General features: G+C 40.3%; 26 protein-coding genes. 13 read left to right on the top strand and 13 right to left on the bottom strand.

The annotated features are described in order from the left end of the window. Positions 1 to 6 precede the first annotated feature (6 nt). The 4 genes from HMPREF3129_RS14430 (at position 7) to HMPREF3129_RS14415 (ending at position 5,659) form a co-directional block, all read left to right on the top strand. Positions 7 to 1,404, top strand: coding sequence for an FAD-dependent oxidoreductase (locus HMPREF3129_RS14430; RefSeq protein ID WP_026090455.1), 1,398 nt, complete (start codon positions 7 to 9; stop codon positions 1,402 to 1,404). A 524-nt stretch (positions 1,405 to 1,928) separates the two neighbouring features. After that, positions 1,929 to 3,203 (top strand): C4-dicarboxylate transporter DcuC, encoded by a 1,275-nt coding sequence (dcuC, locus tag HMPREF3129_RS14425; protein ID WP_004245277.1) that lies wholly within the window; start codon positions 1,929 to 1,931, stop codon positions 3,201 to 3,203. Between the two features lie 14 nt (positions 3,204 to 3,217). Next, on the top strand, positions 3,218 to 4,483 hold the full coding sequence (locus HMPREF3129_RS14420; protein ID WP_004248927.1) for an amidohydrolase: 1,266 nt from the start codon (positions 3,218 to 3,220) through the stop codon (positions 4,481 to 4,483). Between the two features lie 150 nt (positions 4,484 to 4,633). Then, a complete protein-coding gene (locus HMPREF3129_RS14415) occupies positions 4,634 to 5,659 on the top strand; it encodes a MerR family transcriptional regulator (RefSeq protein ID WP_004248926.1) in 1,026 nt (341 codons plus the stop codon). A gap of 78 nt (positions 5,660 to 5,737) precedes the next feature. Here HMPREF3129_RS14415 and sspB read toward each other — a convergent pair whose 3' ends face one another. From sspB to zapE, 5 genes are all read right to left on the bottom strand, one after another. Continuing rightward, complete coding sequence (gene sspB / locus HMPREF3129_RS14410) at positions 5,738 to 6,247, bottom strand: ClpXP protease specificity-enhancing factor (RefSeq protein ID WP_036894177.1); 510 nt, start codon at positions 6,245 to 6,247, stop codon at positions 5,738 to 5,740. Positions 6,248 to 6,253: 6 nt separating this feature from the next. Next, on the bottom strand, positions 6,254 to 6,895 hold the full coding sequence (gene sspA / locus HMPREF3129_RS14405; protein ID WP_004245282.1) for a stringent starvation protein SspA: 642 nt from the start codon (positions 6,893 to 6,895) through the stop codon (positions 6,254 to 6,256). A 635-nt stretch (positions 6,896 to 7,530) separates the two neighbouring features. Continuing rightward, complete coding sequence (gene rpsI / locus HMPREF3129_RS14400; protein WP_004245284.1) at positions 7,531 to 7,923, bottom strand: 30S ribosomal protein S9; 393 nt, start codon at positions 7,921 to 7,923, stop codon at positions 7,531 to 7,533. Positions 7,924 to 7,938: 15 nt separating this feature from the next. Beyond that, complete coding sequence (rplM, locus tag HMPREF3129_RS14395; RefSeq protein ID WP_004245285.1) at positions 7,939 to 8,367, bottom strand: 50S ribosomal protein L13; 429 nt, start codon at positions 8,365 to 8,367, stop codon at positions 7,939 to 7,941. Positions 8,368 to 8,816: 449 nt separating this feature from the next. Continuing rightward, a complete protein-coding gene (zapE, locus tag HMPREF3129_RS14390; protein ID WP_017628227.1) occupies positions 8,817 to 9,935 on the bottom strand; it encodes a cell division protein ZapE in 1,119 nt (372 codons plus the stop codon). Positions 9,936 to 10,137: 202 nt separating this feature from the next. Here zapE and zapG point away from each other — a divergent pair, with 202 nt between their 5' ends. From zapG to degS, 3 genes are all read left to right on the top strand, one after another. Next, complete coding sequence (gene zapG, locus HMPREF3129_RS14385; RefSeq protein ID WP_004245287.1) at positions 10,138 to 10,542, top strand: Z-ring associated protein ZapG; 405 nt, start codon at positions 10,138 to 10,140, stop codon at positions 10,540 to 10,542. Positions 10,543 to 10,769: 227 nt separating this feature from the next. Then, positions 10,770 to 12,161: a serine endoprotease DegQ gene (gene degQ / locus HMPREF3129_RS14380; protein ID WP_004248924.1), complete on the top strand. Its 1,392-nt coding sequence runs from the start codon at positions 10,770 to 10,772 to the stop codon at positions 12,159 to 12,161. A gap of 191 nt (positions 12,162 to 12,352) precedes the next feature. Next, positions 12,353 to 13,423: an outer membrane-stress sensor serine endopeptidase DegS gene (gene degS / locus HMPREF3129_RS14375; protein ID WP_004245290.1), complete on the top strand. Its 1,071-nt coding sequence runs from the start codon at positions 12,353 to 12,355 to the stop codon at positions 13,421 to 13,423. Positions 13,424 to 13,463: 40 nt separating this feature from the next. Here the strand turns inward: degS and HMPREF3129_RS14370 are convergent, their stop codons facing one another. The 8 genes from HMPREF3129_RS14370 to mlaF form a co-directional block, all read right to left on the bottom strand. Beyond that, complete coding sequence (locus HMPREF3129_RS14370; protein WP_036919708.1) at positions 13,464 to 14,513, bottom strand: hypothetical protein; 1,050 nt, start codon at positions 14,511 to 14,513, stop codon at positions 13,464 to 13,466. A gap of 205 nt (positions 14,514 to 14,718) precedes the next feature. Further along, positions 14,719 to 15,981 carry a UDP-N-acetylglucosamine 1-carboxyvinyltransferase gene (gene murA, locus HMPREF3129_RS14365; protein ID WP_004245292.1) on the bottom strand — a complete coding sequence of 421 codons (1,263 nt, stop codon included), beginning with the start codon at positions 15,979 to 15,981 and terminating at the stop codon, positions 14,719 to 14,721. A 48-nt stretch (positions 15,982 to 16,029) separates the two neighbouring features. Further along, entirely contained in the window at positions 16,030 to 16,284 is a 255-nt protein-coding gene (gene ibaG, locus HMPREF3129_RS14360; protein ID WP_004245293.1) for a BolA family iron metabolism protein IbaG, read from the bottom strand. A gap of 140 nt (positions 16,285 to 16,424) precedes the next feature. Next, a complete protein-coding gene (gene mlaB, locus HMPREF3129_RS14355; protein ID WP_004248922.1) occupies positions 16,425 to 16,718 on the bottom strand; it encodes a lipid asymmetry maintenance protein MlaB in 294 nt (97 codons plus the stop codon). A 1-nt stretch (position 16,719) separates the two neighbouring features. Next, positions 16,720 to 17,349, bottom strand: coding sequence for a phospholipid-binding protein MlaC (gene mlaC / locus HMPREF3129_RS14350; protein WP_004245295.1), 630 nt, complete (start codon positions 17,347 to 17,349; stop codon positions 16,720 to 16,722). Between the two features lie 73 nt (positions 17,350 to 17,422). Continuing rightward, positions 17,423 to 17,959 (bottom strand): outer membrane lipid asymmetry maintenance protein MlaD, encoded by a 537-nt coding sequence (gene mlaD, locus HMPREF3129_RS14345; RefSeq protein ID WP_004252690.1) that lies wholly within the window; start codon positions 17,957 to 17,959, stop codon positions 17,423 to 17,425. Positions 17,960 to 17,962: 3 nt separating this feature from the next. Continuing rightward, positions 17,963 to 18,742, bottom strand: coding sequence for a lipid asymmetry maintenance ABC transporter permease subunit MlaE (gene mlaE / locus HMPREF3129_RS14340; RefSeq protein WP_004248921.1), 780 nt, complete (start codon positions 18,740 to 18,742; stop codon positions 17,963 to 17,965). Between the two features lie 3 nt (positions 18,743 to 18,745). After that, positions 18,746 to 19,558 (bottom strand): phospholipid ABC transporter ATP-binding protein MlaF, encoded by an 813-nt coding sequence (gene mlaF, locus HMPREF3129_RS14335; RefSeq protein WP_004245298.1) that lies wholly within the window; start codon positions 19,556 to 19,558, stop codon positions 18,746 to 18,748. Positions 19,559 to 19,801: 243 nt separating this feature from the next. Between mlaF and HMPREF3129_RS14330 the strand changes: the two genes are divergently transcribed. From HMPREF3129_RS14330 to lptB, 6 genes are read left to right on the top strand one after another with little or no spacing between them, the layout of a single operon-like run. Beyond that, positions 19,802 to 20,782 carry a calcium/sodium antiporter gene (locus HMPREF3129_RS14330; RefSeq protein ID WP_004252691.1) on the top strand — a complete coding sequence of 327 codons (981 nt, stop codon included), beginning with the start codon at positions 19,802 to 19,804 and terminating at the stop codon, positions 20,780 to 20,782. 18 nt (positions 20,783 to 20,800) lie between these two features. After that, positions 20,801 to 21,775, top strand: a complete 975-nt coding sequence (gene kdsD, locus HMPREF3129_RS14325; RefSeq protein WP_004245300.1) for an arabinose-5-phosphate isomerase KdsD — start codon at positions 20,801 to 20,803, stop codon at positions 21,773 to 21,775. A 27-nt stretch (positions 21,776 to 21,802) separates the two neighbouring features. Then, a complete protein-coding gene (gene kdsC, locus HMPREF3129_RS14320; protein ID WP_004245301.1) occupies positions 21,803 to 22,360 on the top strand; it encodes a 3-deoxy-manno-octulosonate-8-phosphatase KdsC in 558 nt (185 codons plus the stop codon). Between the two features lie 17 nt (positions 22,361 to 22,377). Next, positions 22,378 to 22,956, top strand: a complete 579-nt coding sequence (gene lptC, locus HMPREF3129_RS14315) for an LPS export ABC transporter periplasmic protein LptC (RefSeq protein WP_004245302.1) — start codon at positions 22,378 to 22,380, stop codon at positions 22,954 to 22,956. After that, positions 22,937 to 23,470 (top strand): lipopolysaccharide ABC transporter substrate-binding protein LptA, encoded by a 534-nt coding sequence (lptA, locus tag HMPREF3129_RS14310; protein WP_004245303.1) that lies wholly within the window; start codon positions 22,937 to 22,939, stop codon positions 23,468 to 23,470. Before lptC ends, lptA begins: the two co-directional genes overlap by 20 nt. Before the next feature lie 6 nt (positions 23,471 to 23,476). Continuing rightward, positions 23,477 to 24,202 carry an LPS export ABC transporter ATP-binding protein gene (gene lptB / locus HMPREF3129_RS14305; protein ID WP_004245304.1) on the top strand — a complete coding sequence of 242 codons (726 nt, stop codon included), beginning with the start codon at positions 23,477 to 23,479 and terminating at the stop codon, positions 24,200 to 24,202. Positions 24,203 to 24,210 lie beyond the last annotated feature (8 nt).

Raw genomic sequence — 24,210 nt, 5'->3', positions numbered from 1 at the left:
AAAATGATGGGTCAGAATGTGTATCAATTTATCGACTTAAATCGCGTTGAACCGACTAAAAAACCGTTAGCTGTGCGTAAAATTGAGTTTGTCGAGATTTATGAGGCATTTTCTGCTGAGCAAGCCTCTGCACAAGCCGATCGCTGTTTAGACTGTGGTAATCCTTATTGTGAATGGAAATGCCCGGTGCATAACTATATCCCTAATTGGCTAAAATTAGCCAATGAAGGACGAATAATAGAAGCAGCAGAGCTTTCTCATCAAACCAATAGCTTACCGGAAATCTGTGGTCGTGTTTGTCCACAAGACCGATTATGCGAAGGCGCTTGTACGTTAAATGATGAATTTGGTGCGGTCACTATTGGTAATATAGAACGCTATATCAATGATACCGCCTTTGCGCTGGGCTGGCGCCCTTCCCTGTCTCAAGTCACCATGACAGATAAAAAAGTCGCCATTATTGGTGCAGGCCCTGCGGGATTGGCTTGTGCTGATGTGCTGATCCGCCAAGGAGTAAAACCCGTAGTCTATGATAAACACCCTGAAATCGGTGGATTACTCACTTTCGGTATTCCCTCTTTTAAACTTGAAAAATCGCTGATGGTAAGACGACGCGAGTTATTTAGCGAAATGGGAATAACCTTTTGTCTTAATACAGAAATAGGCAAAGATATCTCACTAAAAACACTGACGGAGCAATATGATGCTGTTTTCCTTGGCTTGGGTACTTATCAAAGTTTGAGTGGTCATTTTGCCCATGAGAACGCAATGGGGGTTTATAATGCCTTACCTTATTTAATTGGTAATACTCGCCATTTAATGGGTTATGCAGAAGATCCCCAATCACCTTATATCGACCTCAATAAAAAGCACGTGGTGGTGCTAGGGGGTGGGGATACGGCGATGGATTGTGTACGAACCGCGATCCGCCAAGGTGCCACTAAAGTAACTTGTGTTTATCGTCGCGATGAAAATAATATGCCCGGCTCTAAACGTGAAGTAAAAAATGCCAAAGAAGAAGGTGGCGAATTTTTATTTAATCGCCAACCCCTTGATATTGAAGTAGATGCTAATAATAACGTCATCGGTGTTCGTGTAATAAAAACACAAACCAACGGGGAATTAAAATATATAGAAGGCAGCGAACATATATTATCCGCAGATGCGGTTATTCTTGCATTTGGTTTTAAACCTGCACACTATCCGTGGTTAGATGAAAATAATATTCAATACGCATCATCGGGTAGAATTATTATTAATGATGATCCACTATTACCTTTGCAAACGACCAATCCTAAGGTGTTTGCTGGAGGTGATATTGTAAGAGGCTCCGATCTGGTGGTCACCGCGATAGCACAAGGAAGAGAAGCAGCGGAAGGGATCTTGCGTTATTTATCTTGTTAAAGTTAGCAATATTCAATATTACTTATCTTTAATACTAAAATAGTAACAATACAATTTTATTTATAAATTACCCTGTTTTATTAAAATGGGGTAATTTATTTTTAACTATTATAAATATTAATTATCCCCTCCTAAAAACAACTATTTTAATAATTATTCTCATTATTGTTTAATAATAATTTCCTCCAACACCTTTCTACAAAAAATAGCTGTTTTATTTTGTATAAAAATAACATCTATGCTCTATAGTTAATTTAATTTATTTTCCTAATTTTTACTTTATCTGTTTTTATTTAACTTTTACGCTAATTTTTGTCCATCATTATTTGACTGCAATTGTTAATAACATCACAGTCTAAAAAAATAGATTTTATTTCAGTGCGCAAACTTGATAACAATCAAATATTGTCAGCCTAGCAACTTCATAATGGAATTACCTGATAACTTTACCGAAAAATATAACTTATTGATATTGGGTTATTTTATTCATTAAGCACATTGTCATAATTAACTAGGGGATCACCATGGTGATGCAACTTATAGCCGTAGCCGTTATTATCGTAACGGTCTATTTGCTAATAAAAAAATATGAAACCCGTATGGTATTGATCGGTGCCGGCTTATTGTTATGTATTTTAAGTCTGACACCGCTTGATGCTTTCACTGCATTTAGTGATCGCATGGTTTCATCATCATTAATTCAAGCTATCTGTTCAAGTATGGGTTTTGCCTACGTGATGAAATACACCAAGTGCGATATGCACTTAGTCCATGTTTTATCAAAAGTCCTGACTCGTCTTGGTTTCTTTCTTATTCCAGCAACAGTGATCGTCACTTATTTTATTAATATTGCGATCCCATCAGCAGCCGGATGTGCAGCGGCCGTTGGTGCAACACTTATTCCGTTATTAATCGCGGCACGTATTCACCCCGCAATCGCAGGTGGTGCGGTGTTATGTGGTACTATCGGTTCCATGTTAAGCCCTGGTATGTCACATAACGCTTTTGTGGCGAATATGGCCAATATGGAAGTCGTCGATTTAATTGCTCGCCATAGCCCATATAGTTTAATGGCAGGAGCAATAGCAGCAGTTTCACTCGCTGTTGTCGCTTTAGTGAAAAAAGAGTTTAAAGTTTCTTCTGTAGCCACAGATGTCGCCAACTCATCTTCTCAAGCAACACCAGAAGCAGTACGCCCTAATTATTTATATGCAACTGCGCCTTTTATCCCATTAATTCTATTAATACTGCCTTTCTTCGAAACATTTAGTACTTTTAAACTATCTGTGCCAGCAGCAATGTTAATTGGTGCCATTTATGCACTGATCATCACATTAACCAATCCGGCTCAAATTACTAAAGAGTTCTTTAAAGGGATGGGTAATGCTTATGGGGATGTACTGGGGATCATTATCGCAGCAGCCGTATTTGCAGCCGGTCTAAAAGCATCAGGTCTGATTGATGCCTTTATCAACTTCTTAACTCACTCACCTGAATTTGCCCGTTGGGGTGGTACATTAGGGCCATTCTTAATGGGGATTATTACTGGCTCTGGTGATGCTGCAGCATTTGCTTTCAACGAAACCGTCACACCACACGCTGCACAATTTGGTTATGAAATTCCTGACATGGGTATGGCAGCAGCATTATCAGGCGCATTAGGTCGTACAATGTCACCATTAGCAGGGGCAGCCATTGTTTGTGCTGGTCTTGCCAATATCAACCCTATGGAAATCGCAAAACGTACTGCACCGGGTATGATTATCGGCGTCATCGCTGTTGCGTTATTCATGTTATAAGTGGAGAAATGATTATGTCAGTTTCACTAGAACAATTAATTAAATGGCGTCGCGAATTTCACCAATACCCTGAAATTGGCTGGTCTGAATTTTTAACCACTGCCAAAATCGTCAAAGTGCTACGTGGCTTAGGATTAGAAGTTAAAGTCGGCCCTGAAGTTATTAACCAAGACTTTGCTTTTGGACGCCGTCGTCAAGTGGTTGAAAAAGGATTGGCGGTAGCAAGAAAACACCATGTTGACGAAGCACTGCTTGATGAAATGCAAGAGCTTACGGGTTGTGTCGCTATTTTCGATAGTGGCAAACCAGGGCCTACTGTTGCACTACGTTTTGATATTGACTGTGTTGGGGTAACAGAAACAACAGAGACTCAACATCGTCCACAGGTAGAAAATTTCGCCTCTTGTCATCCAGGCGAAATGCATGCTTGTGGTCATGATGGTCATATTACTATTGGTTTAGGGGTTGCTCACTGGTTAGTCGACAATAAAGATAAAGTGAGCGGTAAAGTAAAAATTTTATTCCAACCCGCTGAAGAAGGCGTTCGTGGTGCAAGAGCAATGGCAGAAAGTGGCATTGCTGATGATGCAAATTACTTCTTAGGCTCACACTTAGGCTTTATCGCCAATAGTGGTGAAATCGTTCTTAATCCAACACATTTTTTATGTACCACTAAATATGATTTCCGTTTTAAAGGTACGCCTTCTCATGCGGGGGCAGAGCCAGAGCTAGGTCGTAACGCATTAGCAGGTGCTTGCCATGCTGCAACACAAATGCTGGGGATCTCTCGCCATGGTAAGGGGATGTCTCGTATTAATATTGGGGTATTAAAAGCTGGTGAAGGTCGTAACGTCACTCCTGCCAATGCCGAAATGCAAATCGAAGTGCGTGGTGAGAATGAAGAGATCAATAGCTTTATGGCTGCCAATGCTGTACGTATGGCAGAAGGTGCCGCACATAGCTTCCAATTAGAAATGGAAAGCGAAGTGATGGGGGAAGCGGTTGATTTAACCAATGACCAAGAACTGATTGATGTGATGGCCAAAGTGGTGGGTAAACACCCAGAACTCACTGCGATCCCAACCCGTCCATTCGGCGGAAGTGAAGATGCAACGGTGTTAGCAAAACGAGTACAACGCTGTGGTGGTAAATCTCTTTACTTTATTGTTGGTGCCGATAGAACAGCCGGACATCACCAAGCAGGCTTTGATTTTGATGAACAACAACTGATGACTGCGGTAAATCTTTACACGGGTTGTTTAGAAGAATTACTGAAATAATCTCTTTTATTTAATTGACTCATTAAAACGCTCTATATCACTATAGGGCGTTTTTTTATGCTGTTTTATCGTACAAAAAAATTTAAATTAACCTATTGACCCTTACGTTACGTGAGGTTTTAACCTGCATGACATACAGGAGGTGAAGATATGCTATTTCAAGTAGGAGAGATCGCTAAAAAGACGGGATTAACAGTCCGTACTCTCCATCATTATGAAGAGATAGGTTTATTGCAACCGACTGCAAGAACCGATGCAGGTTATCGACTCTATGATATGAAAAGCATAGAGCGATTAACGCAAATTCAAATGCTACGTCAAATTGGCGTCAAACTGAAAGACATCGGTCATATTCTTAATGGTCATAGTGCAGAGATAGCTTGTTTAATTGAAGAGCGCATTAGCCAATTAACCACGCAAATGCAACAAATTGCCAAATTGCGTTATCAGCTAGAGCATGTTCAACAACAAATACAAACAGGCACTCCATTTACGCAACATGACTGGTTTTCTTTATTGGAGATGATGTCTATGTACGATAAATATTTTACTTATTCTGAATTAGCGCAGTTACCCCTCTATACTGCGCACACACTAAAAAGCCAAGCATGGCAACAGCGTATTTCAACCGTCAATAATTTGATTAAACAAGGTAAATCTGCCGATTCAAATGAAGCCATGCAAGTTTCAAGAGAGTGGATGATAGCTTTAGAGCAAGATACTGGGGGAAATCCCGACTTTTTTGTCCGTTTAAATAAAATGCATATTTCTGATGATAAGTTTGCGACGGCTACCGGTATTACTAAACAGATGATAGATTTTGTTGCTAAAGGCTTTAGCGAATATCAATTATCTGTTTTTAAACCTCATCTGACTCCAGAACAATTTGCCGTAGTACATCAGCACTATTTTGATGCTGGCAGTGTCTGGCCTGAGCTTATTTCTGGATTATATAATGCACTCACTTGCGGAGAAAAAGCAGATTCAGAGCAGGTGCAAAACCTCGCTAAGATGTGGCTAAATATGTTCAATCAGTTTACACAGGGTGATAGTGATATTCAGGCCAAGATCCGTACCATTTATCAAACTGATCATGAAATCGCTAAAGGTACATGGATGACACCTGAGATTGGTCAATATTTATTTACGGCTATTAGTTTGCTAGTGCAAAAATAGCGTTAATTGAAAAATCAAATAGATATAAAAAAGCCCAGTATTTAACTGGGCTTTATGCAATGAAAATAAAAACGTTATTTATTTCACTACACGCAATGATGGGCGACCTGTTGGGCGAGGAGGTTCAGGATCATCATCTGGAGAAGATGGGTTTTCAACCTGTGTCTCATCTTTCACTAAAGACAATCCTTCAGTGGCCGAAGCTGAACTGCCGTCTTGCTGCTCATCATCCACCAATGATGGTGTATAACCTTCCTCATAGGCTGGCTCTGGCTCAAACATCATACCCGCACCATTTTCTCGCGCATATATTGCTATTACAGCCGCCATAGGTACGCGCACTTTACGAGGTACACCACCAAAGCTTGCACTAAATAGTACCTGATGCGGCATCAATTCAAGATGACTTACCGCAAAAGGAGAAATATTTAGTACGATTTGACCATCGTGCGCATATTCCATAGGGACTTGAACACCCACGACATTAACATCTACCACTAAGTGGGGGGTTAACTCGTTTTCAAGGATCCAATCATAATGCGCACGCAATAAATGCGGACGGCGCGGAGACATATCCTTAATCTCCATGCTCTATTATCCTCTTGAAGGTAAACGCATTTCGCGCTCTGCTTCGGTTAATGACGCAAGGAAAGAATCCCGCTCAAAAACACGTTGCATATAAATTTGTACATCTTTCGCACCTGCACCGCTTAAATCCACGCCTAATACAGGTAAACGCCATAAGAGAGGAGCTAGGTAGCAATCCACTAAGCTAAACTCTTCACTCATAAAATAAGGGTATTCTTTAAATACCGGAGATACCGCCAATAGCTCTTCGGCGAGTTGTTTACGTGCTGCATTAGCTTGTTGATCGTTACCCTTTTCAATAACATTCATTAAAGAGTACCAATCTTGTTCAATGCGATGCATCATTAAACGGCTACTACCACGAGCAACAGGATACACTGGCATCAAAGGAGGATGAGGGAAGCGTTCATCAAGATATTCCATAATAATACGTGAATCATATAAAGTCAGTTCACGATCGACCAAAGTCGGCACACTCTGGTACGGGTTAAGATCGATAAGATCTTGTGGAAGATTACCAGCTTCAACCTGTTCAATTTCAACACTGACACCTTTCTCCGCAAGGACAATTCTGACCTGATGGCTGAAAATATCAGTCGGACCGGAAAACAAAGTCATTACCGAACGTTTGTTGGCAGCGACAGCCATGAAAACCTCCAAGTTAATCAATTAAAGGAACAAACATGCTTATGCATCTTCCATTCCCCCATTCCTACAAGACAAACGCACTCATGCCGTTAACTTAAAAAGTTATAAATAACTTAACTTCATTGAGTACGACATTGAGTACCACCTGCATAATAGTCTTATCCTAAGATAATTGTATTTTACAGGTTCAAAAAACCGTTTGTCTTTGCGGCACATATCATAATCAAGCAATACCAAAACAATCACAATATCAATTTGTCATAATAGTTTTGGTATGACTGTCAAATTCTTTATGGACATTAACCACAGTAAAATGGCCATAGGCAGCATGCAGCATTAAGAAATCGTCGAAAGAAAGACACTAAAGCAGGCTATTCTATCAGATTTCATGTCACTTAGGGTGAACAATGCGAATAATTCAATTCAATCTGCTAATATACACAAAAACTAAGTTTATAATATCATAAAAAAAAGATATTAAGGATTAAACTCTAAAAAAACGTATTTTTGATCTGCTTTTAATCCATGCTTTTTTCGGCCACAACACCACATTTTCAAAACAATTTTAAAAATAAAAAAACCCGCCTGTAAAGACGGGTTTTTCAACATCAAATTGATATCTAAAAGATAACAAATTAACGTTTTGAGAACTGTGGACGACGACGTGCTTTGCGCAGACCCACTTTTTTACGTTCAACAGAACGCGCATCACGGGTAACGAAACCAGCTTTACGCAGATCAGAACGTAGAGTCTCATCGTACTCCATCAGTGCACGAGTGATACCGTGACGAATCGCACCTGCTTGACCAGAGATACCACCACCTTTAACAGTGATATATAAATCCAGTTTACCAAGCATATCAACTAATTCCAGCGGTTGACGAACAACCATACGTGCTGTTTCGCGGCCGAAGTAAACTTCAAGGCTACGTTTGTTGATTACGATATTACCGCTACCTGGCTTAATGAAGACACGTGCGGAAGAACTTTTGCGGCGACCTGTGCCGTAGTATTGATTATCAGCCATTGCCTATTATCCCGATTAAATGTCCAGAACTTGCGGTTGTTGTGCCGCGTGGTTGTGCTCAGCGCCTGCGTAAACTTTCAGTTTACGGTACATAGCACGACCCAGAGGCCCTTTTGGCAGCATGCCTTTTACCGCGATTTCGATTACACGCTCAGGACTACGGGCGATCATCTCTTCGAAAGTCGCTTGCTTGATACCACCTACGTGACCAGTATGACGGTAGTAAACTTTGTCAGTACGTTTATGACCAGTTACCGCTACTTTCTCAGCGTTTAAAACGATGATGTAGTCACCAGTATCAACGTGCGGAGTGTATTCCGCTTTATGTTTACCGCGTAAACGGCGTGCGATTTCAGTTGCTAAACGACCTAAAGTTTTGCCGTCTGCATCAACAACATACCAGTCGCGTTTTACGGTTTCTGGTTTAGCTGTAAAAGTTTTCATTATTGAAAATTACCCAATGTTTAGTTACACGTTGGTGAACACTCGGTTCAAATGCTATTGAGGTTCACACGACTCTTGTGTCCAGCAAACCTACCCCTTCGAGTAGCACTGCTGACTCTAAAATGCGAGTTTTTTGGGAAATAAAAAACTTGCTGCAACGTGGGGTCGCAAGATTATAGAGAAGTCAGAAAAAAAAATCGAGTCATAATTGAAAAACAATTGGATTCTTTTTCAATATTTCAGCAAAAAATACCTTATGGCGCTATTTTTGTTAGCCTACTCGCCATCTCTGTCATCAACTATTACCACCTGAAGAGAAGCATTCTCCCTTGCCAAAGCGATTGTAATCACTTAATAAGTACCGTTTTGCCATTTTTATAACAATCAATAGCATCAAGCGTTACAATGAGCGCCATCCTACCATAATCAAAACAGAGTTTCTTTAACAATTAAGCGAGATGAGGCTGTGAAAGATACTCTTCACTTTGCATTTCTTGCAAACGCGATAAACAACGTTGGTATTCAAAACGTAAAAATTGCCCTTGATAAATCTCGCTCATCTCAACATCAGCATTAATAATTAGTTTCACCTTACGCTCATAGAACTCATCAACCAATGCTAAGAAACGACGGGCAACATCTTCATTTCTACTCCCCATCTGCACCATTTCATAAAGCAATACTGTATGATAGTGCTTTGATAATTCAATATAATCAAGTTGACTCCGCGCTTGTACACATAACGTATCAAAATTAACCGCCAGTACACCATTAGCCACTTTTCTCATTACCATTGGACGATGATTAATGGTTAATGTCGGCGCGAACACAACTTCACTACTGCTGGCAAGCTGAGTAAAAATTTTATCCATCTGCTGGCGGTTATGCTCTGTTAATGGAGATAAAAATAGATGGGCTTGAGTTAATGTTCTTAAGCGATAATCAATCCCCGCATCAACATTCAAAATTTCACAATGGTTTTTTATTTGTTCTATAGCAGGTAAAAAACGTGCGCGTTGTAGTCCATTGCGATAGAGATCATCAGGGGGAATATTAGATGTCGCCACTAAAGTAATACCTCTGGCAAATAACGCTTCAAGTAATGTTCCTAAAATCATCGCATCAGTAATATCTGAAACAAAGAACTCATCAAAACAGAGTACATCGGTTTGCGCTTTAAAGCCGTCAGCAATGATATCCAGTGGATTTTCTTGCCCTTGTAAGCCTTTTAATTCATCTTGCACCCGTAACATAAAGCGGTGAAAGTGCAGACGCAGTTTTCGTTCTGTGGGTAAGCTTTGATAGAACATATCCATCAACCAGGTTTTACCTCGCCCAACCCCTCCCCACATATAAACACCACGCTCAGGGACAATTGCGCTTTTTTTCGCACGAAACTTTCCTAACAACCGCTGAGTAATAGAACTTTTTTCTGGTGATGTCCGGTTTAATAATGCATGGTATAACTGTTGCAGATGGAGAACGGTTTGTCGCTGAACCTCATCAGGTTGATAATCCCCCTGCTGTAACGCGGTTTCATAAAGTGATAATGGCGTGCTAACGGTCATGGATGCTCTCTTATCCTTAAAATTTTGACATAAGTAAATACCTTGCGAATGCCTCTATTATAAGCAGTAAGAATTGTTTTAACATCGATGTAACACAGGAATTTTCATATTAAGCTTAAGGATATTATTCCACCCATGCCTTTTAGCGGTTATGATGTTATAAGAATCCATCGTCCTCACTATTAGATGAAAAGGAGTTGCCATGGTTTGGGTTTATGCACTGATTGGATTAGTTGTTGGTCTTATTATCGGCGCACTGGCAATGCGTTATGGTAATAAAACCATGCGCCAACAAGATGCTATAAAAGCAGAATTAGATACTAAAAAAGAAGAACTTGATACATATCGCAACGAGCTTGTCAGCCACTTTGCTCGAAGTGCTGAACTACTGGACAATATGGCGAAAGACTACCGCCAACTTTATCAACACATGGCAAAAAGCTCCAATGAGTTAATGCCAGACATGCCTGTTCAAGATAACCCATTTAATTATCGGTTAAGTGAATCAGAGGCAGCCAATGATCAATCCCCGATCAAAATGCCGCCACGGGATTATTCCGAAGGGGCATCTGGATTATTTAGACCTACCGATAAAAAAGATGATTAACACACAAACGCCACAACTATTGTGGCGTTTATTTTATATTATTTTGTAAAAAGTTAATGATTTAATAGGACGGTTTAAAGATAGCTATTGTCTTGTAAATCCATGTAAAAGAAAGCCCTACTGATAGCTTACCAATGAACTTTCCTTTATTTCTATATGTCTTAGTAACATCGAGCTCATATTGAGCAATAAATATTTTTGATAACAATATCAAGAGACTAATATTCATGTTGACTAAAAAAAGAAAATTACTACTTAGCGCATTAGCGATGAGTGTTGGTTTATCACTCTCTACTCTCCCGGCAACCAGTATGGCTGCCCTGCCTTCGGTAATGCCATCTGGAGAACAACTACCTAGCTTGGCTCCGATGCTAGAAAAAGTCTTGCCCGCTGTGGTCAGTGTGCATGTTTCTGGAACTCGAGTGCAAAGCCAGCAGGTTCCAGAAGAGTTTAAATTTTTCTTTGGTCCAAATTTTCCTTCACAACAACAAAGCATCCGCCCTTTTGAAGGCTTAGGTTCAGGGGTGATTATTGATGCTGAAAAAGGTTATGTATTAACCAATAATCACGTTGTTGATGGAGCCGATAAAATTCAACTCCAAATTAATGATGGCCGTGAATTTGACGCCAAATTAATTGGTAGCGATCCACAAACAGATATCGCCCTACTACAAATTGAGAAACCCAATAACTTAACCGCCATTAAAATGACTGACTCGGATAAATTACGTGTTGGTGACTTTGCGGTTGCTGTGGGTAATCCATTTGGTTTAGGCCAAACCGCGACTTCCGGTATTATTTCAGCCTTAGGTCGTAGTGGTTTAAATCTGGAAGGGTTAGAAAACTTTATTCAAACTGATGCATCAATTAACCGTGGTAACTCTGGTGGTGCTTTAGTTAATCTCAATGGTGAACTTATCGGTATTAATACCGCAATTTTAGCACCAGGTGGTGGCAATATTGGTATTGGTTTCGCGATCCCAAGTAATATGGCGCGTGATCTCAGCCAACAACTGATTACACATGGTGAAGTGAAACGCGGTATTTTAGGTATTCGCGGTACTGAAATGAATGCTGATTTAGCGAAATCCTTTAAAATTGATGCCCAACGCGGTGCTTTTGTCAGTGAAGTATTGGCGGACTCTTCCGCAGCTAAAGCCGGTATCAAACCAGGTGATGTCCTTATTTCTATTGATGGTAAACGCATTAATAGCTTTGCTGAATTAAGAGCAAAAGTTGGTACAACACCACCAGGTAAAGAGATCCTGATTGGTTTGATCCGCCAAGGAAAACCAATGGATGTCAAAGTTACACTAGAGAAACAATCAGCAGATGCAACGCGAGCGGATAACTTCTCTCCCGCACTTCAAGGGGCAACGCTCAGTAACTATGTTAACAAACAAGTTAAAGCGGTTGCTGTAGATTCTGTGGAGAAAGGCTCAGCGGCAGCAGCATCGGGCTTACAAAAAGGCGACCTTATTATTGGTATCAACAATATGCCAATTGGCTCCTTAGGTGACTTACGTAAAACCATCGATGCTAAACCACCGGTTCTTGCATTAAACATTAAACGTGGCAACGAAGAAATTTATCTTCTGTTACGTAACAGCTCGCGTTAAACCCCACTTACTTGTATCTAATTTATTTGTTCCTTTCAGCCCTATTACTTCGGTAATAGGGTTTTTTTCTTGCTTTCATATCACTAAAAAACGATTTTCTACGCTGACATATCCTTTCAAAAGCGAAACTGTGCTATTCTCATGACACTTACGACGCTATCCTCTTATTCAAACATAAATACAGGATTTTTATGTTAAGCAAGCTACTGCGATCTACCTTGATTGGTGTTTTAACAGCTGCCATTCTTTTGGTTGCGGTACCTTCTATCCGCCCTATCTTTATTGAACACCTGATTAATGGTGATTTTCTTAATGCCCCATTTAGCTATAACAAAGCCGTGCGCCGTGCGGCACCTGCGGTAGTTAATGTCTACAGCAGCACAATGGGAAGCTTTTCTCAAGAAGGGCGCGAGCTTACCTCGCTAGGTGCGGGGGTGATTATGGATCCGCGGGGCTATATTCTTACCAATCAGCACGTTATTAATAATGCAGATCAAATTATTGTGGCTTTGCAAAATGGTGATCTCTACGAAGGGTTATTGATTGGCTCAGATCCCTTAACCGATCTTGCAGTGTTAAAAGTTGATGCAGAAAAATTACCCACCATCCCCATCAATAGTAAGCGTATTTCTCATGTGGGTGACGTCGTTTTAGCCATTGGTAACCCATTTAATATTGGGCAAACGATCACACAAGGTATTATTAGTGCCACAGGACGTGTCGGCTTAAGCCCAACACGTTACCAAAACTTCCTTCAAACCGATGCGTCAATTAATGAAGGAAATTCAGGGGGGGCACTGATTAATACTGAAGGTGAGTTAGTGGGTATTAATACCATGACCTTTGATTCAGGCACCTACAATGGCTATCGCCCCAGTGCGGAAGGACTTGGCTTTGCTATTCCAACACAATTAGCCGTAAAAATTATGAATAAGCTTATCCGTGATGGGCGAGTTATTCGTGGTTTTATTGGTATTACCGCGAAAGAGCTACCTAAAATTCGCTCTTCAAATACCGATATTAAACAGATCCAAGGATTACGTATCTTCCGCATTACGCCCAATAGTCCTGCTGATAAAGCGGGAATGAAAATTGGCGATATTATTTTAAGTATCGACCATGCTCCGGCTAAATCAGCTATGGAGATGATGGACTATATTGCAGAAACACGTCCTGGTACCGTTTTACCGGTAACCTTATTACGTGATGGTAATGAAATAAATGTTGATGTCACAATTTCAGAATATCAGCCAGAGTCATAGCCATAGCTAACTTTCACGAGTTACCTTGTTATTCACAACATTATTGCTTATTTACCATGCGGCTATTTTCAATGGCATGCCAAATTTTTTCTGCTTTACGTCCAATAAAAATCAGTGAAATAGCCAAAATAAAAAAGAAAATTGCACTATGTAAGCTATTCCAGAAATATTCAAAAAAGCGGGTATAAAGATTGATACCAAGGAATGTTAGTCCAAAGCCTCTCAACATGCCATCATCGGTTTTTAAACTGATATAAATACAAATGACAGCAACAACAGCAAATAATAAAGCCCAAGGTAATAACTGCACACTTGAAATGTAATACCACGTATCCGGATCGTAATTACCAAAAATAGACATGATCCACAACGCAATAAAGAGATAAGACAGTCCCATTATCTTTGTCATAAAAAATAAGCGACGGCGCATTAAAATATTTTGCAAAAAATAGCATCCAGCTAATAATACAGAGCCAAATAACACAAAACGAATAGGATAATTCATGCCTAGCCAATAAGCGCCCCAACCGGACATATAACCCGTTTTTGCACCAAACCAATTGCCCAACATTAATAAGAAAAATAACCACACTAATGAAGAGCGACTGATAAAGCCAATCACAGCATAAATAATGCAACCCATTAAAAGAAGTGGCGCAATATTACCACTACCATCATCTAACAACTCACCGAGTTGCCAAAGAAAAACCGCCGTAAATAATATCCCTAAAAAGAGAATAAACTCAGTACTGTAATGCCATAGTATTTCTTTGCGTTGGCGTTTAAAGCCCCAAAAATAAAACATACCAGCAATAAGTGCAGGAAATACCACACGCATAATCTCAGAAATACTAAATAATTCGATAAGATAATGAATTAACGCGGTATCACTAAAAAGGTTAACGGCAGCAATAATTAAGCAGGCAATAGCTATCCAAAAAGCATAGCGACTCAATCTTTTCCAATCAAAGGGAAGGCGTTGTAATGTACTTTCTAGTTGTTGATGCTGTTGTGCTGATAGCTCACCAGATTGTTGCCAATGATCAAGTGCTTGACGAATAACACGCTCTTGTTTCCTTGTGACCTGCATAGCGTTTTTTCCTTTTTTATTGATAAGCGGTTAATAAAGAGTTATCTAACACAGGCTGACTTTCTTTACTGTATCTTGCTATCAAAGAATTACCTTATGAATTATCTTATTCTGTTGCATTATTAAACAGAAGAAATACAAAAAAACCATAGCACCAATAAAGTGCTATGGTTTTTAATCACGATAACAGGGTAACTAAACTTAATTAGTCATTAGAATGTAGACGTTCGATTTTAGCCCCTAAACCCTGTAATTTGGCTTCAATATTTTCATAGCCACGGTCGATATGATAGATACGATCAACAATCGTCGTACCTTCCGCAATGCAACCGGCTAATACTAAGCTGGCAGAAGCACGTAAATCGGTAGCCATCACTTGAGCGCCTGAAAGCTTATCAACACCATGACAAAGTACAGTATTGCTTTCGATTTCAGCATGAGCCCCCATACGGATAAGTTCAGGAATATGCATAAAACGATTTTCAAAAATCGTTTCAGTGATCATTCCTGCTCCATCAGCCACAAGATTTAAAAGACTAAACTGAGCTTGCATATCGGTTGGGAAACCAGGATGTGGTGCCGTACGCAGAGTCACCGCTTTAGGACGTTTACCATGCATATCAAGGCTTATCCAGTCTTCGCCCGTTTCAATATCAGCACCCGCTTCACGTAATTTAGCTAATACCGCATCAAGCGTATCTGGCTTAGCATTGCGACAAACAACACGACCACGAGAAACCGCCGCCGCGACTAAGAATGTCCCCGTTTCAATACGGTCTGGTAAAATTTGATAGGTTCCCCCACCAAGGCGTTCGACCCCTTCAATAGTAATGCTATCGGTGCCTGCACCACTGATTTTTGCGCCTAAGGTATTAAGAAAATTCGCGGTATCTTCAATTTCTGGCTCTCTCGCCGCGTTTTCAATAATGGTTTTACCTTCTGCTAAAACAGCGGCAGTCATAATGGTAATAGTGGCACCTACGCTCACTTTATCCATTACAATATGTGCCCCTTTTAAGCGACCATCAACACGCGCTTTCACATAACCTTCATCCAGCGTAATTTCCGCACCAAGCTGCTCTAAACCTGTAATATGCAGATCAACTGGGCGCGCACCAATCGCACAACCACCCGGCAAAGAAACCTGACCACGTCCGAAACGTGCAACTAATGGCCCTAATGCCCAAATAGAGGCACGCATCGTTTTAACTAATTCATAGGGGGCACAAAATTCGTTGATATGACGAGCATCAACAAAAACAGAGCCGTTGCGTTCGACTTTAGTACCTAAACGATTAAGTAACTTAATGGTGGTATCAATATCTTTTAGCTTAGGAACATTGGTTAATTCTACTGGCTCTTCGGCAAGGATAGCAGCGAACAGAATTGGTAGTGCAGCATTTTTTGCGCCTGAAATAGTGACCTCACCGGATAAGCAGGTAGGCCCTTGTACTCTAAATTTATCCATCTGTAGAACTCTCTTTTTTATTTTGCTGTACGCTGTATACCTACTGAATTAAAGCCCGCTGAGTTTACGATCCCTTTTCCACTCTTCAGGTGTGTAGGCTTTAATAGATAAAGCGTGAATACGATTATCTGCGATATATTCCATCAAAGGGGCATAAATGGTTTGTTGTTGTTTCACTCTGCTCATTCCTTCAAACATCGCGCCAACAACCACAACCTGAAAATGACTGCCATCACCATTAACAATGACTTCATCTAAAGATAGGGTATCCATTAATACTTGTTTGATTTCATTTGTATCCATAATTGCTCAATCTCAACGTTAAAATAATAATCAGTTGCCTATCCTAATAGAATCCGGCCTACTCTTAAACCATGAAAAACCCCCTTAATGATAAAAGTATCAATAAGGGGGATTTTTTTATTGCTTTATCGGGAAAAGCATTAAGCAATATTCATAATTTCATCAAGATCATAGAGTGTGATTAGCGTTTGAAAGCGCTCACTAACACCTTGAATAACACATTGACGATCAAGTGCTTCCATTTCGGCCTTTAGATGGACAAAAAGTGCTAATCCGGTTGAGTCAATATGATCAAGTTGAGAAATATCGATGATATTAATATCAGCTAATAACGCTTTACGTTGTTGCCAAACTGGCAATAACGTTTCTCTATCTAGCGTTCCTTGGAAAGAGAGTATTTCACCCTCTTTTTGCCAATTTAACGAAGCTGACATACTATTTTTTCTCATCTAATGTAATCGGTGTTTTGGCACTAATTTCTAATTGCTTAGTTAAACCATCAACCCCTTTCGCACTTAAAATATCAGACCACTCATTTTGTTTGGTGGTGATCATGCTAACGCCTTCGGCAATCATATCATAGGCTTGCCATTCACCCGTTTTACTGTTCTTGCGCCATTGAAAATCAAGGCGTACTGGTGGTCGACCATTTTTATCAATAATAGTGACACGAATAGTCAGGTTTGATTTATCCGCAAAAGGTTTGGCAGGTTCTATGCGATATTCTTGCCCTTCATACATTGCTAATGCTTGACCATATACTTGTGCAAGATAATCTTTAAAAGCGGCAAAGTAAGCATCACGCTGAGCCGGCGTTGCATTACGATAATAAGGCCCTAACACTAATGCTCCAGCATATTTGATATGTACATAAGGTAACAACTCTTGTTGAACAATCTCACGTAACAGTTCTGGATTTTTACGGATTTCTGGTTGCTCAGTTTTTAATTTATCAAAGGTTTTTTGCGCGGCATCTTCCATCAAAGCATAAGGATTGGTTTTATCGACCGCCATCGCAAAAGGTGTTATCACCAATAATGCGACCATTAATAAGCGTTTAAACATACTCGCTTCCTCTTGGGATTATATTTCAGTAAATACGGTGCACTAAATAAACCACACCGTAAGCGAATGATCATTAAGGTAATGCTGGTTGTTCGGTTTGCGTTTTTGAGTCAGAGGTTGTTTTTCCATCTCCGTCACCGGTTTTATAAAGGAACTGACCAATCAAATCTTCAAGCACCATGGCTGAATGGGTATTGGTAATTCTGCCACCATCCTTTAGAAAATCAGAACCTAAATCTTCATCATAAAAGCCGAGATTTAAGGCCAAAAACTGTTCACCTAATAAACCTGATGTGCGAATAGAAAGAGAACTGCTGTCAGGAATATGGTCATAAATGTTTAAAATATCGAGAGCAACTTCAGGACGATAGTTACCTTCCATCTCTTCTTTTAAGGTAATAGAGGCAACGCGACCAATAACCACCCCACCGATTTTAACCGGTGAACGCTCTTTTAAACCACCAATATTACCAAAACTTGCGTAGACACGATAAGTAGGTTGATTACCCACCTCTTTAATATCAGCCACTTTTAAGCTTAAAAAGACAACCGCTATCAGTGCAATAACAACAAATAAACCAACCCAAACTTCAATTTTTTTACTTTGCATGACTTAATTCCCAAACATCAGTGCAGTTAGCACAAAATCTAAACCTAATACGGCTAACGATGAATGAACAACGGTACGCGTTGTTGCTCTGCTAATCCCTTCCGATGTTGGGATTGCGTCATATCCGTTAAACAGCGCTATCCAAGTCACGGTAATGGCAAACACGACACTCTTAATAAAACAGTTCACTAAGTCTTTTTGCCACTCAACCGCACCTTGCATTGATGCCCAGAAAAAGCCTTCATCAATGCCTTTCCAATCCACGCCGACAATAGCACCACCCCAGATCCCCACCGCAACAAAGATCAGTGAAAGTAATGGCATACTAATAAACCCGGCCCAAAAACGTGGCGCAACCACACGTCTAAGAGGATCGACAGCCATCATTTCTAAACTGGATATCTGCTCTGTTGCTTTCATTAAACCTATTTCTGCGGTCAGTGCAGAGCCTGCACGTCCAGCAAATAATAGTGCCGTCACCACAGGGCCTAACTCTCGTAACAAAGAAAGCGCTACCATCATACCTAGGCTCGCTTCCGCACTAAATGTCGTCAGTACTAGATAGCCCTGTAAACCAAGAACCATGCCAATAAAAAGTCCAGAAACCATAATGATCAGTAGCGACTGAACACCAACACTGTACAGTTGCTTCATTAATAATGGCCACTGCTTACGAAACTCAGGCTTACCGATCAATGCTCGAAATAGCATGATGCCGGCTCTACCAAAAGTCGCAAAAATCGACAGTGATCGCGCGCCTAACCGCGCTAGTAAATTAACCACGTACTAATTACCTCGTCCTAATAGATCATCCTGATAGTTCCCCGCAGGAAAACGGAAAGGTACAGGTCCATCAGCAATACCATCTAAAAACTGTCTTACTTGTCTGTCTGGATTTTCCTGTAGCTCTTTTGCACTTCCCTGAGCAATGATTTTCTGTTCTGCAATAATATATGCATAATCGGCAATACTCAGTACTTCAGGGACATCATGAGACACCACCACACAAGTGACCCCTAATGCATGGTTTAATTCATCAATCAGTTTTACTAATACCCCCATGGTAATGGGATCTTGTCCAACGAATGGCTCGTCAAACATGATTAAATCTGGATCAAGGGCTATCGCTCTTGCTAAAGCGGCTCTGCGCGCCATTCCCCCCGATAATTCAGATGGCATTAAATTAGCAGCCCCTCTTAACCCTACCGCTTCTAACTTCATCATCACGGTAGTGTGAATTAACGCCTCGGGTAAATTAGTATGCTCTCTTAATGGGAAGGCGACATTTTCAAATACATTCATATCAGTAAAAAGGGCGCCTGATTGAAAAAGCATACTCATTTTTTTTCTTGACTGATATAAAGCAGAGCGTGATAACTTAGGAATATTGTCACCATCAAACCAAATATCACCACTATCAGGCAGAATTTGTCCCCCCATCAAGCGTAATAAGGTGGTTTTACCTATCCCTGAAGGCCCCATTATTGCAGTCACTTTTCCTCTAGGCACATCCAGATTGATTTGCGAAAAAATCTTTCTGCTACCGCGAGTAAAGTTCATATTGCGCACTTCAATTAAATTGTCTGGTTGTGCGTTCATGAATAAAACGTCCTTAAGCCTGTCTGCATAAACAAAATTTATACGCTATTTTGGCAGGTCATTGTCAATGTTACAAAGAAATCACCACTATTTAGCAATTTATTGCACGGTTGATTTTACTTTTCGTGCTTGGCTAGTCAAAATATGGTGAATTAGCAAAACCTTTTGACAATAATGTTTTTTATCAGCCCTGTCTTATTGGTTTTTTCTTTATTTTTCACTCATTGTTGGAAAACTGATGGCATGTTGATTACTTTGTCTCTTCTCATTGTTGGGTTGATGTTATTAGTCTATGCATCAGACCGACTGGTGTATGGTGCAAGTGTGTTTGCTCAATCATTAAAGCTCCCTCCTGCCGTTATCGGTATTGTTATTGTGGGAATGGGTACTTCATTGCCGGAGCTTTTTGTTGCAACCGACGCGGCCATCCACAATTTACCCGAGATAGCGATAGGTACAGCAATAGGATCTTCATTAACGAATCTGCTACTGATTGCTGGGATTGGAGCGATGATTTATCCCATGAATATCCAATCTGCGGTACTAAAAAAAGAACTTCCTTTGATGATTATAGTCATCTTATTAGCAGGACTGGTGGTTTCTAATGGTCATCTAGGGTTGAGAGAAGGCTGTTTACTTTTTTTCATCGGCTTCGCCTCTCTTTTTCTAATGATAAAAATGCTCCATAAAACCCTAACACAAGTGCGCCATGTGTTACCGCTAGAGACACTTTCACGTTTTGAATTACAAACTAATCCACGTAATTCTGTTGCCCTATTTTGGGTGGTAATTGCATTACTGATAATCCCTGTTGCAACAAGAATGATCATTGATAATGTTTTTATCATCATGCAACAGTATCATCTCAGCGGTTTTTTAGTTGGACTAACCTTGCTATCTATTGGCACCAGTTTACCTGAATTAGCAACGACCGTTGTGGCAGCCTTAAGACGTGAAAATGAACTGGCTCTAGGCAATATTATTGGCGCTAATATTTTTAATCTCACCTTTGTGCTAGGCATGCCCGCATTACTCTCTCCTAGCACATTTAATATGCAAGCATTCTATTTTAGTTTTACTGTGCTGGTGGTCGCGGGCCTACTTTTCTCACTCTTTTCATTGGGGCGCAAACAGCGGCTAAACCGTGGAAAGGGGATTTTCTTATTAGTTTGTTTTATTGTTTATATTACGGTGTTGTGCGTTGCACATTCTCTCTTAACCTAAAATAAATGGTACAAAAAAATGACCGGATTTGATTTTCAGCAAGCAGGTAAAAAGGTTCTTCAAATTGAACAAGAAGGATTAGCTGAGTTAGCACAATATATCAATGACGATTTTTCTCTTGCCTGTGAAAAAATCTTTCACTGTCAGGGAAGAGTGATTGTTATGGGCATGGGAAAATCAGGTCATATTGGGCATAAAATTGCCGCCACCTTTGCCAGTACCGGCACCCCTTCTTTTTTTGTTCACCCCGGTGAAGCCAGTCATGGCGATTTAGGTATGGTGACAGAAAAAGACATTGTGCTGGCAATTTCAAATTCAGGTGAAGCCAGTGAAATTCTCGCCCTTATCCCTGTCCTCAAGCGTAAACAGATCCTTTTAATTTGTATGACACGCTCACCTCAAAGTACAATGGGGAAAGCTGCTGATATTCATCTTTGTATAAAAGTCCCTAAAGAAGCTTGTCCGTTAGGTTTAGCCCCTACCACCAGCACGACGGCAACACTGGTGATGGGAGATGCCTTAGCTATCGCTTTATTGCGCGCTCGAGGTTTTACGGCGGAAGACTTTGCACTATCGCATCCCGGTGGTGCATTGGGGCGCAAATTATTGCTTCATGTCAGTGATTTAATGAATAAAGAGGATGATATTCCACGCGTCAGCAAAGAAGCGACATTACGCGAAGCACTGGTAGAGATCACCCGTAAAAAATTAGGTATGACCGTTATCTGTGATGATAATATGTTGATTAACGGTATTTTTACTGATGGTGATTTGCGTCGTATCTTTGATTTAGGTATTGATCTTAATAATGCCAAAATATCAGATGTAATGACGAAAGGCGGAATTCGCATTTCCCCAGATAGCTTAGCGGTAGAAGCGCTTAATTTAATGCAAGCAAAACATATCACTTCACTGTTAGTCACTGAACCAGATAGTGATATTTTATTAGGTGTTTTACATATGCACGATTTATTGCAAGCTGGGGTTGTTTAAGCTTGTTATGCGTTCATAAGGATAAAGATGAATACAATGATAGAGACCTGCTACGGTGCAGTAAGCAAGCAAATAATGCAAAAAGCAGAAAAAGTCCAATTGCTGATTTGCGATGTTGATGGTGTGATGTCTGACGGACTTATTTATATGGGCAATAACGGTGAAGAGTTGAAAGCGTTTAATGTCCGTGATGGCTATGGCATTCGTTGTTTACTTACATCGGGTATTGAGGTCGCTATCATTACGGGTCGTCAATCTAAGCTTTTAGAAGATAGAGCCAAAACACTTGGCATTACATATCTTTACCAAGGACAGCATAATAAGCTTTTGGCGTATCAACAACTGTTAGATACACTAAACCTTAAACCAGAACAGACAGCCTATATTGGCGATGATCTGATTGATTTACCGGTAATGGAAAAAGTAGGACTGTCAGTTGCCGTTGCTGATGCCCATCCATTACTCACACCTCGTGCCGACTATGTTACCCATATTTTAGGTGGACGCGGTGCAGTACGAGAATTATGTGATTTGATCCTATTAGCCCAAGGTCGACTTGAAGAAGCTAAAGGTTTATCGATTTAAACGTATAACGACACAGAATGAATAAATTAAAATCCTGGTTTACCCTGATTTTAGCCATTATTGCTCTTGGGCTAATTGGCTGGAACTATACTAACAATACTGAGCTTGATGATGGAAAGATTGTTGAAGATGGTCAACCCACCTACCAATCTAAATCATCAATATCCTTTGTTTATGAACCAACAGGTATACTGGGATATAAACTAGTTGCTGATGATGTCAAAAACTATGCTCAGCAAAAGTTTACATGGTTTACTAATCCTGTCTTAACGACTTATTCGCCGACAGGAGATGCAACATGGACAGTGCGTGCAAATAAAGCCAAACTGACAAACAGTAAAATGCTCTATCTTTATGGCGACGTTCAAATTGATAGTTTAACTGATGACTCCCAACTTCAGCGGATCAGCACAGAAAATGCTATCGCAGATCTGGATACACAAGATGTTTCCTCTGATGATGAAGTGACTATTATCGGCGTCGGACTGAAATCAGTCGGCTTAAAAATGCGAGGCAATCTGCGTGAAAAACGTGCAGAGCTGATTGAACAGGTGAACACCTATTATGAGATCCCTAATGAATCGAAAAATCCGTAATACACTAATTATCAGTACGTTATTCTCAATAAGTGTCCCAGTTATGGCACTTAAAGATGATACACAACAACCTATTGTTGTTAATTCCGAGAAACAGTCACTTAATTTAGAAAAAAACATTACCACTTTCACACAAAATGTTGTGGTAAAACAAGGCTCTATTGATATAAGAGCTGATAAAGTAGTGGTTACACGTCCTGGTGGCGATTCTAAAAAAATCGTGATTGAAGCTTTTGGTAACCCTGTGACATTCTATCAGTTACAAGATGATGGTAAACCAATCAAAGGTCGTGGTGATAAAATGACCTATGAGATGGACAAAGAGCTGGTGACCTTAACAGGTAAAGCTTATCTTGAACAATTAGACAGTAATATCACCGGTGATAAAATCACTTATCTCGTACCGACACAACAAATGGAAGCATTTAGCGGTAAGGGAAAACAAGTCACCACCGTTTTACTCCCTTCTCAGTTACAAGAGAAAGGTCCCGGTGTTAACAACAAAGGTAAGTAACACTTTATGGCGCTGTTAAAAGCTGAAAATTTAGCAAAAGCATACAAAGGGCGCACCGTTGTCGGTGATGTGAGCCTCAATGTTAACTCCGGTGAGATTGTTGGCTTACTTGGTCCTAACGGTGCGGGAAAAACCACCACCTTTTATATGGTGGTAGGTATTGTCGCCCGTGATGCGGGTAGCATTACTATCGACGATGAAGATATTACCTTACTCCCGTTACATGAGCGTGCGCGTAAGGGTATTGGTTATTTGCCACAAGAAGCCTCTATTTTTAGACGCTTAAGCGTTTATGACAATATCATGGGAATTTTAGAAATACGCCATGATTTAACGGCCGAACAACGAAAAGATCGTGCAGAAGAGCTACTTGAAGAGTTTAATGTCAGTCACTTACGTAATAGTTTAGGGCAATCTTTATCAGGGGGTGAACGCCGTCGTGTAGAGATAGCACGGGCGCTAGCGGCAAATCCTAAATTTATTTTATTGGATGAGCCTTTTGCCGGTGTTGACCCTATTTCCGTTTTAGATATTAAGAAAATTATCCAACATCTACGCGATTATGGCTTGGGCGTATTAATTACCGACCATAATGTACGCGAAACCTTAGATGTGTGTGAACGTGCTTATATCGTCAGTCAAGGACACCTTATTGCCCATGGTTCACCAGAAGAAATTTTGGCAAATGAGCAAGTTAAACGTGTTTACTTAGGTGAAGGCTTCCGCCTGTGATCTGAGTG

This window comes from Proteus sp. HMSC14B05, from assembly GCF_001808035.1.
Taxonomy (GTDB): domain Bacteria; phylum Pseudomonadota; class Gammaproteobacteria; order Enterobacterales; family Enterobacteriaceae; genus Proteus; species Proteus mirabilis.
Note: the sequence above shows the minus strand (reverse complement) of the source record. Positions and strands in the feature narration are given on the sequence as shown.

Coding starts and splice junctions, on each gene's coding strand:
- HMPREF3129_RS14415 (WP_004248926.1), top strand. CDS start 4,634: ATGCTATTTCAAGTAGGAGAGATCGCTAAAAAGACGGGATTAACAGTC.
- HMPREF3129_RS14420 (WP_004248927.1), top strand. CDS start 3,218: ATGTCAGTTTCACTAGAACAATTAATTAAATGGCGTCGCGAATTTCAC.
- zapG (WP_004245287.1), top strand. CDS start 10,138: ATGGTTTGGGTTTATGCACTGATTGGATTAGTTGTTGGTCTTATTATC.
- HMPREF3129_RS14430 (WP_026090455.1), top strand. CDS start 7: ATGGGTCAGAATGTGTATCAATTTATCGACTTAAATCGCGTTGAACCG.
- mlaD (WP_004252690.1), bottom strand. CDS start 17,959: ATGCAAAGTAAAAAAATTGAAGTTTGGGTTGGTTTATTTGTTGTTATT.
- lptA (WP_004245303.1), top strand. CDS start 22,937: ATGAATCGAAAAATCCGTAATACACTAATTATCAGTACGTTATTCTCA.
- kdsD (WP_004245300.1), top strand. CDS start 20,801: ATGACCGGATTTGATTTTCAGCAAGCAGGTAAAAAGGTTCTTCAAATT.
- lptB (WP_004245304.1), top strand. CDS start 23,477: ATGGCGCTGTTAAAAGCTGAAAATTTAGCAAAAGCATACAAAGGGCGC.
- HMPREF3129_RS14330 (WP_004252691.1), top strand. CDS start 19,802: ATGTTGATTACTTTGTCTCTTCTCATTGTTGGGTTGATGTTATTAGTC.
- degS (WP_004245290.1), top strand. CDS start 12,353: ATGTTAAGCAAGCTACTGCGATCTACCTTGATTGGTGTTTTAACAGCT.
- HMPREF3129_RS14370 (WP_036919708.1), bottom strand. CDS start 14,513: ATGCAGGTCACAAGGAAACAAGAGCGTGTTATTCGTCAAGCACTTGAT.
- mlaF (WP_004245298.1), bottom strand. CDS start 19,558: ATGAACGCACAACCAGACAATTTAATTGAAGTGCGCAATATGAACTTT.
- murA (WP_004245292.1), bottom strand. CDS start 15,981: ATGGATAAATTTAGAGTACAAGGGCCTACCTGCTTATCCGGTGAGGTC.
- sspA (WP_004245282.1), bottom strand. CDS start 6,895: ATGGCTGTCGCTGCCAACAAACGTTCGGTAATGACTTTGTTTTCCGGT.
- lptC (WP_004245302.1), top strand. CDS start 22,378: ATGAATAAATTAAAATCCTGGTTTACCCTGATTTTAGCCATTATTGCT.
- degQ (WP_004248924.1), top strand. CDS start 10,770: ATGTTGACTAAAAAAAGAAAATTACTACTTAGCGCATTAGCGATGAGT.
- rplM (WP_004245285.1), bottom strand. CDS start 8,367: ATGAAAACTTTTACAGCTAAACCAGAAACCGTAAAACGCGACTGGTAT.
- ibaG (WP_004245293.1), bottom strand. CDS start 16,284: ATGGATACAAATGAAATCAAACAAGTATTAATGGATACCCTATCTTTA.
- dcuC (WP_004245277.1), top strand. CDS start 1,929: ATGGTGATGCAACTTATAGCCGTAGCCGTTATTATCGTAACGGTCTAT.
- zapE (WP_017628227.1), bottom strand. CDS start 9,935: ATGACCGTTAGCACGCCATTATCACTTTATGAAACCGCGTTACAGCAG.
- mlaB (WP_004248922.1), bottom strand. CDS start 16,718: ATGTCAGCTTCGTTAAATTGGCAAAAAGAGGGTGAAATACTCTCTTTC.
- kdsC (WP_004245301.1), top strand. CDS start 21,803: ATGAATACAATGATAGAGACCTGCTACGGTGCAGTAAGCAAGCAAATA.
- mlaC (WP_004245295.1), bottom strand. CDS start 17,349: ATGTTTAAACGCTTATTAATGGTCGCATTATTGGTGATAACACCTTTT.
- rpsI (WP_004245284.1), bottom strand. CDS start 7,923: ATGGCTGATAATCAATACTACGGCACAGGTCGCCGCAAAAGTTCTTCC.
- sspB (WP_036894177.1), bottom strand. CDS start 6,247: ATGGAGATTAAGGATATGTCTCCGCGCCGTCCGCATTTATTGCGTGCG.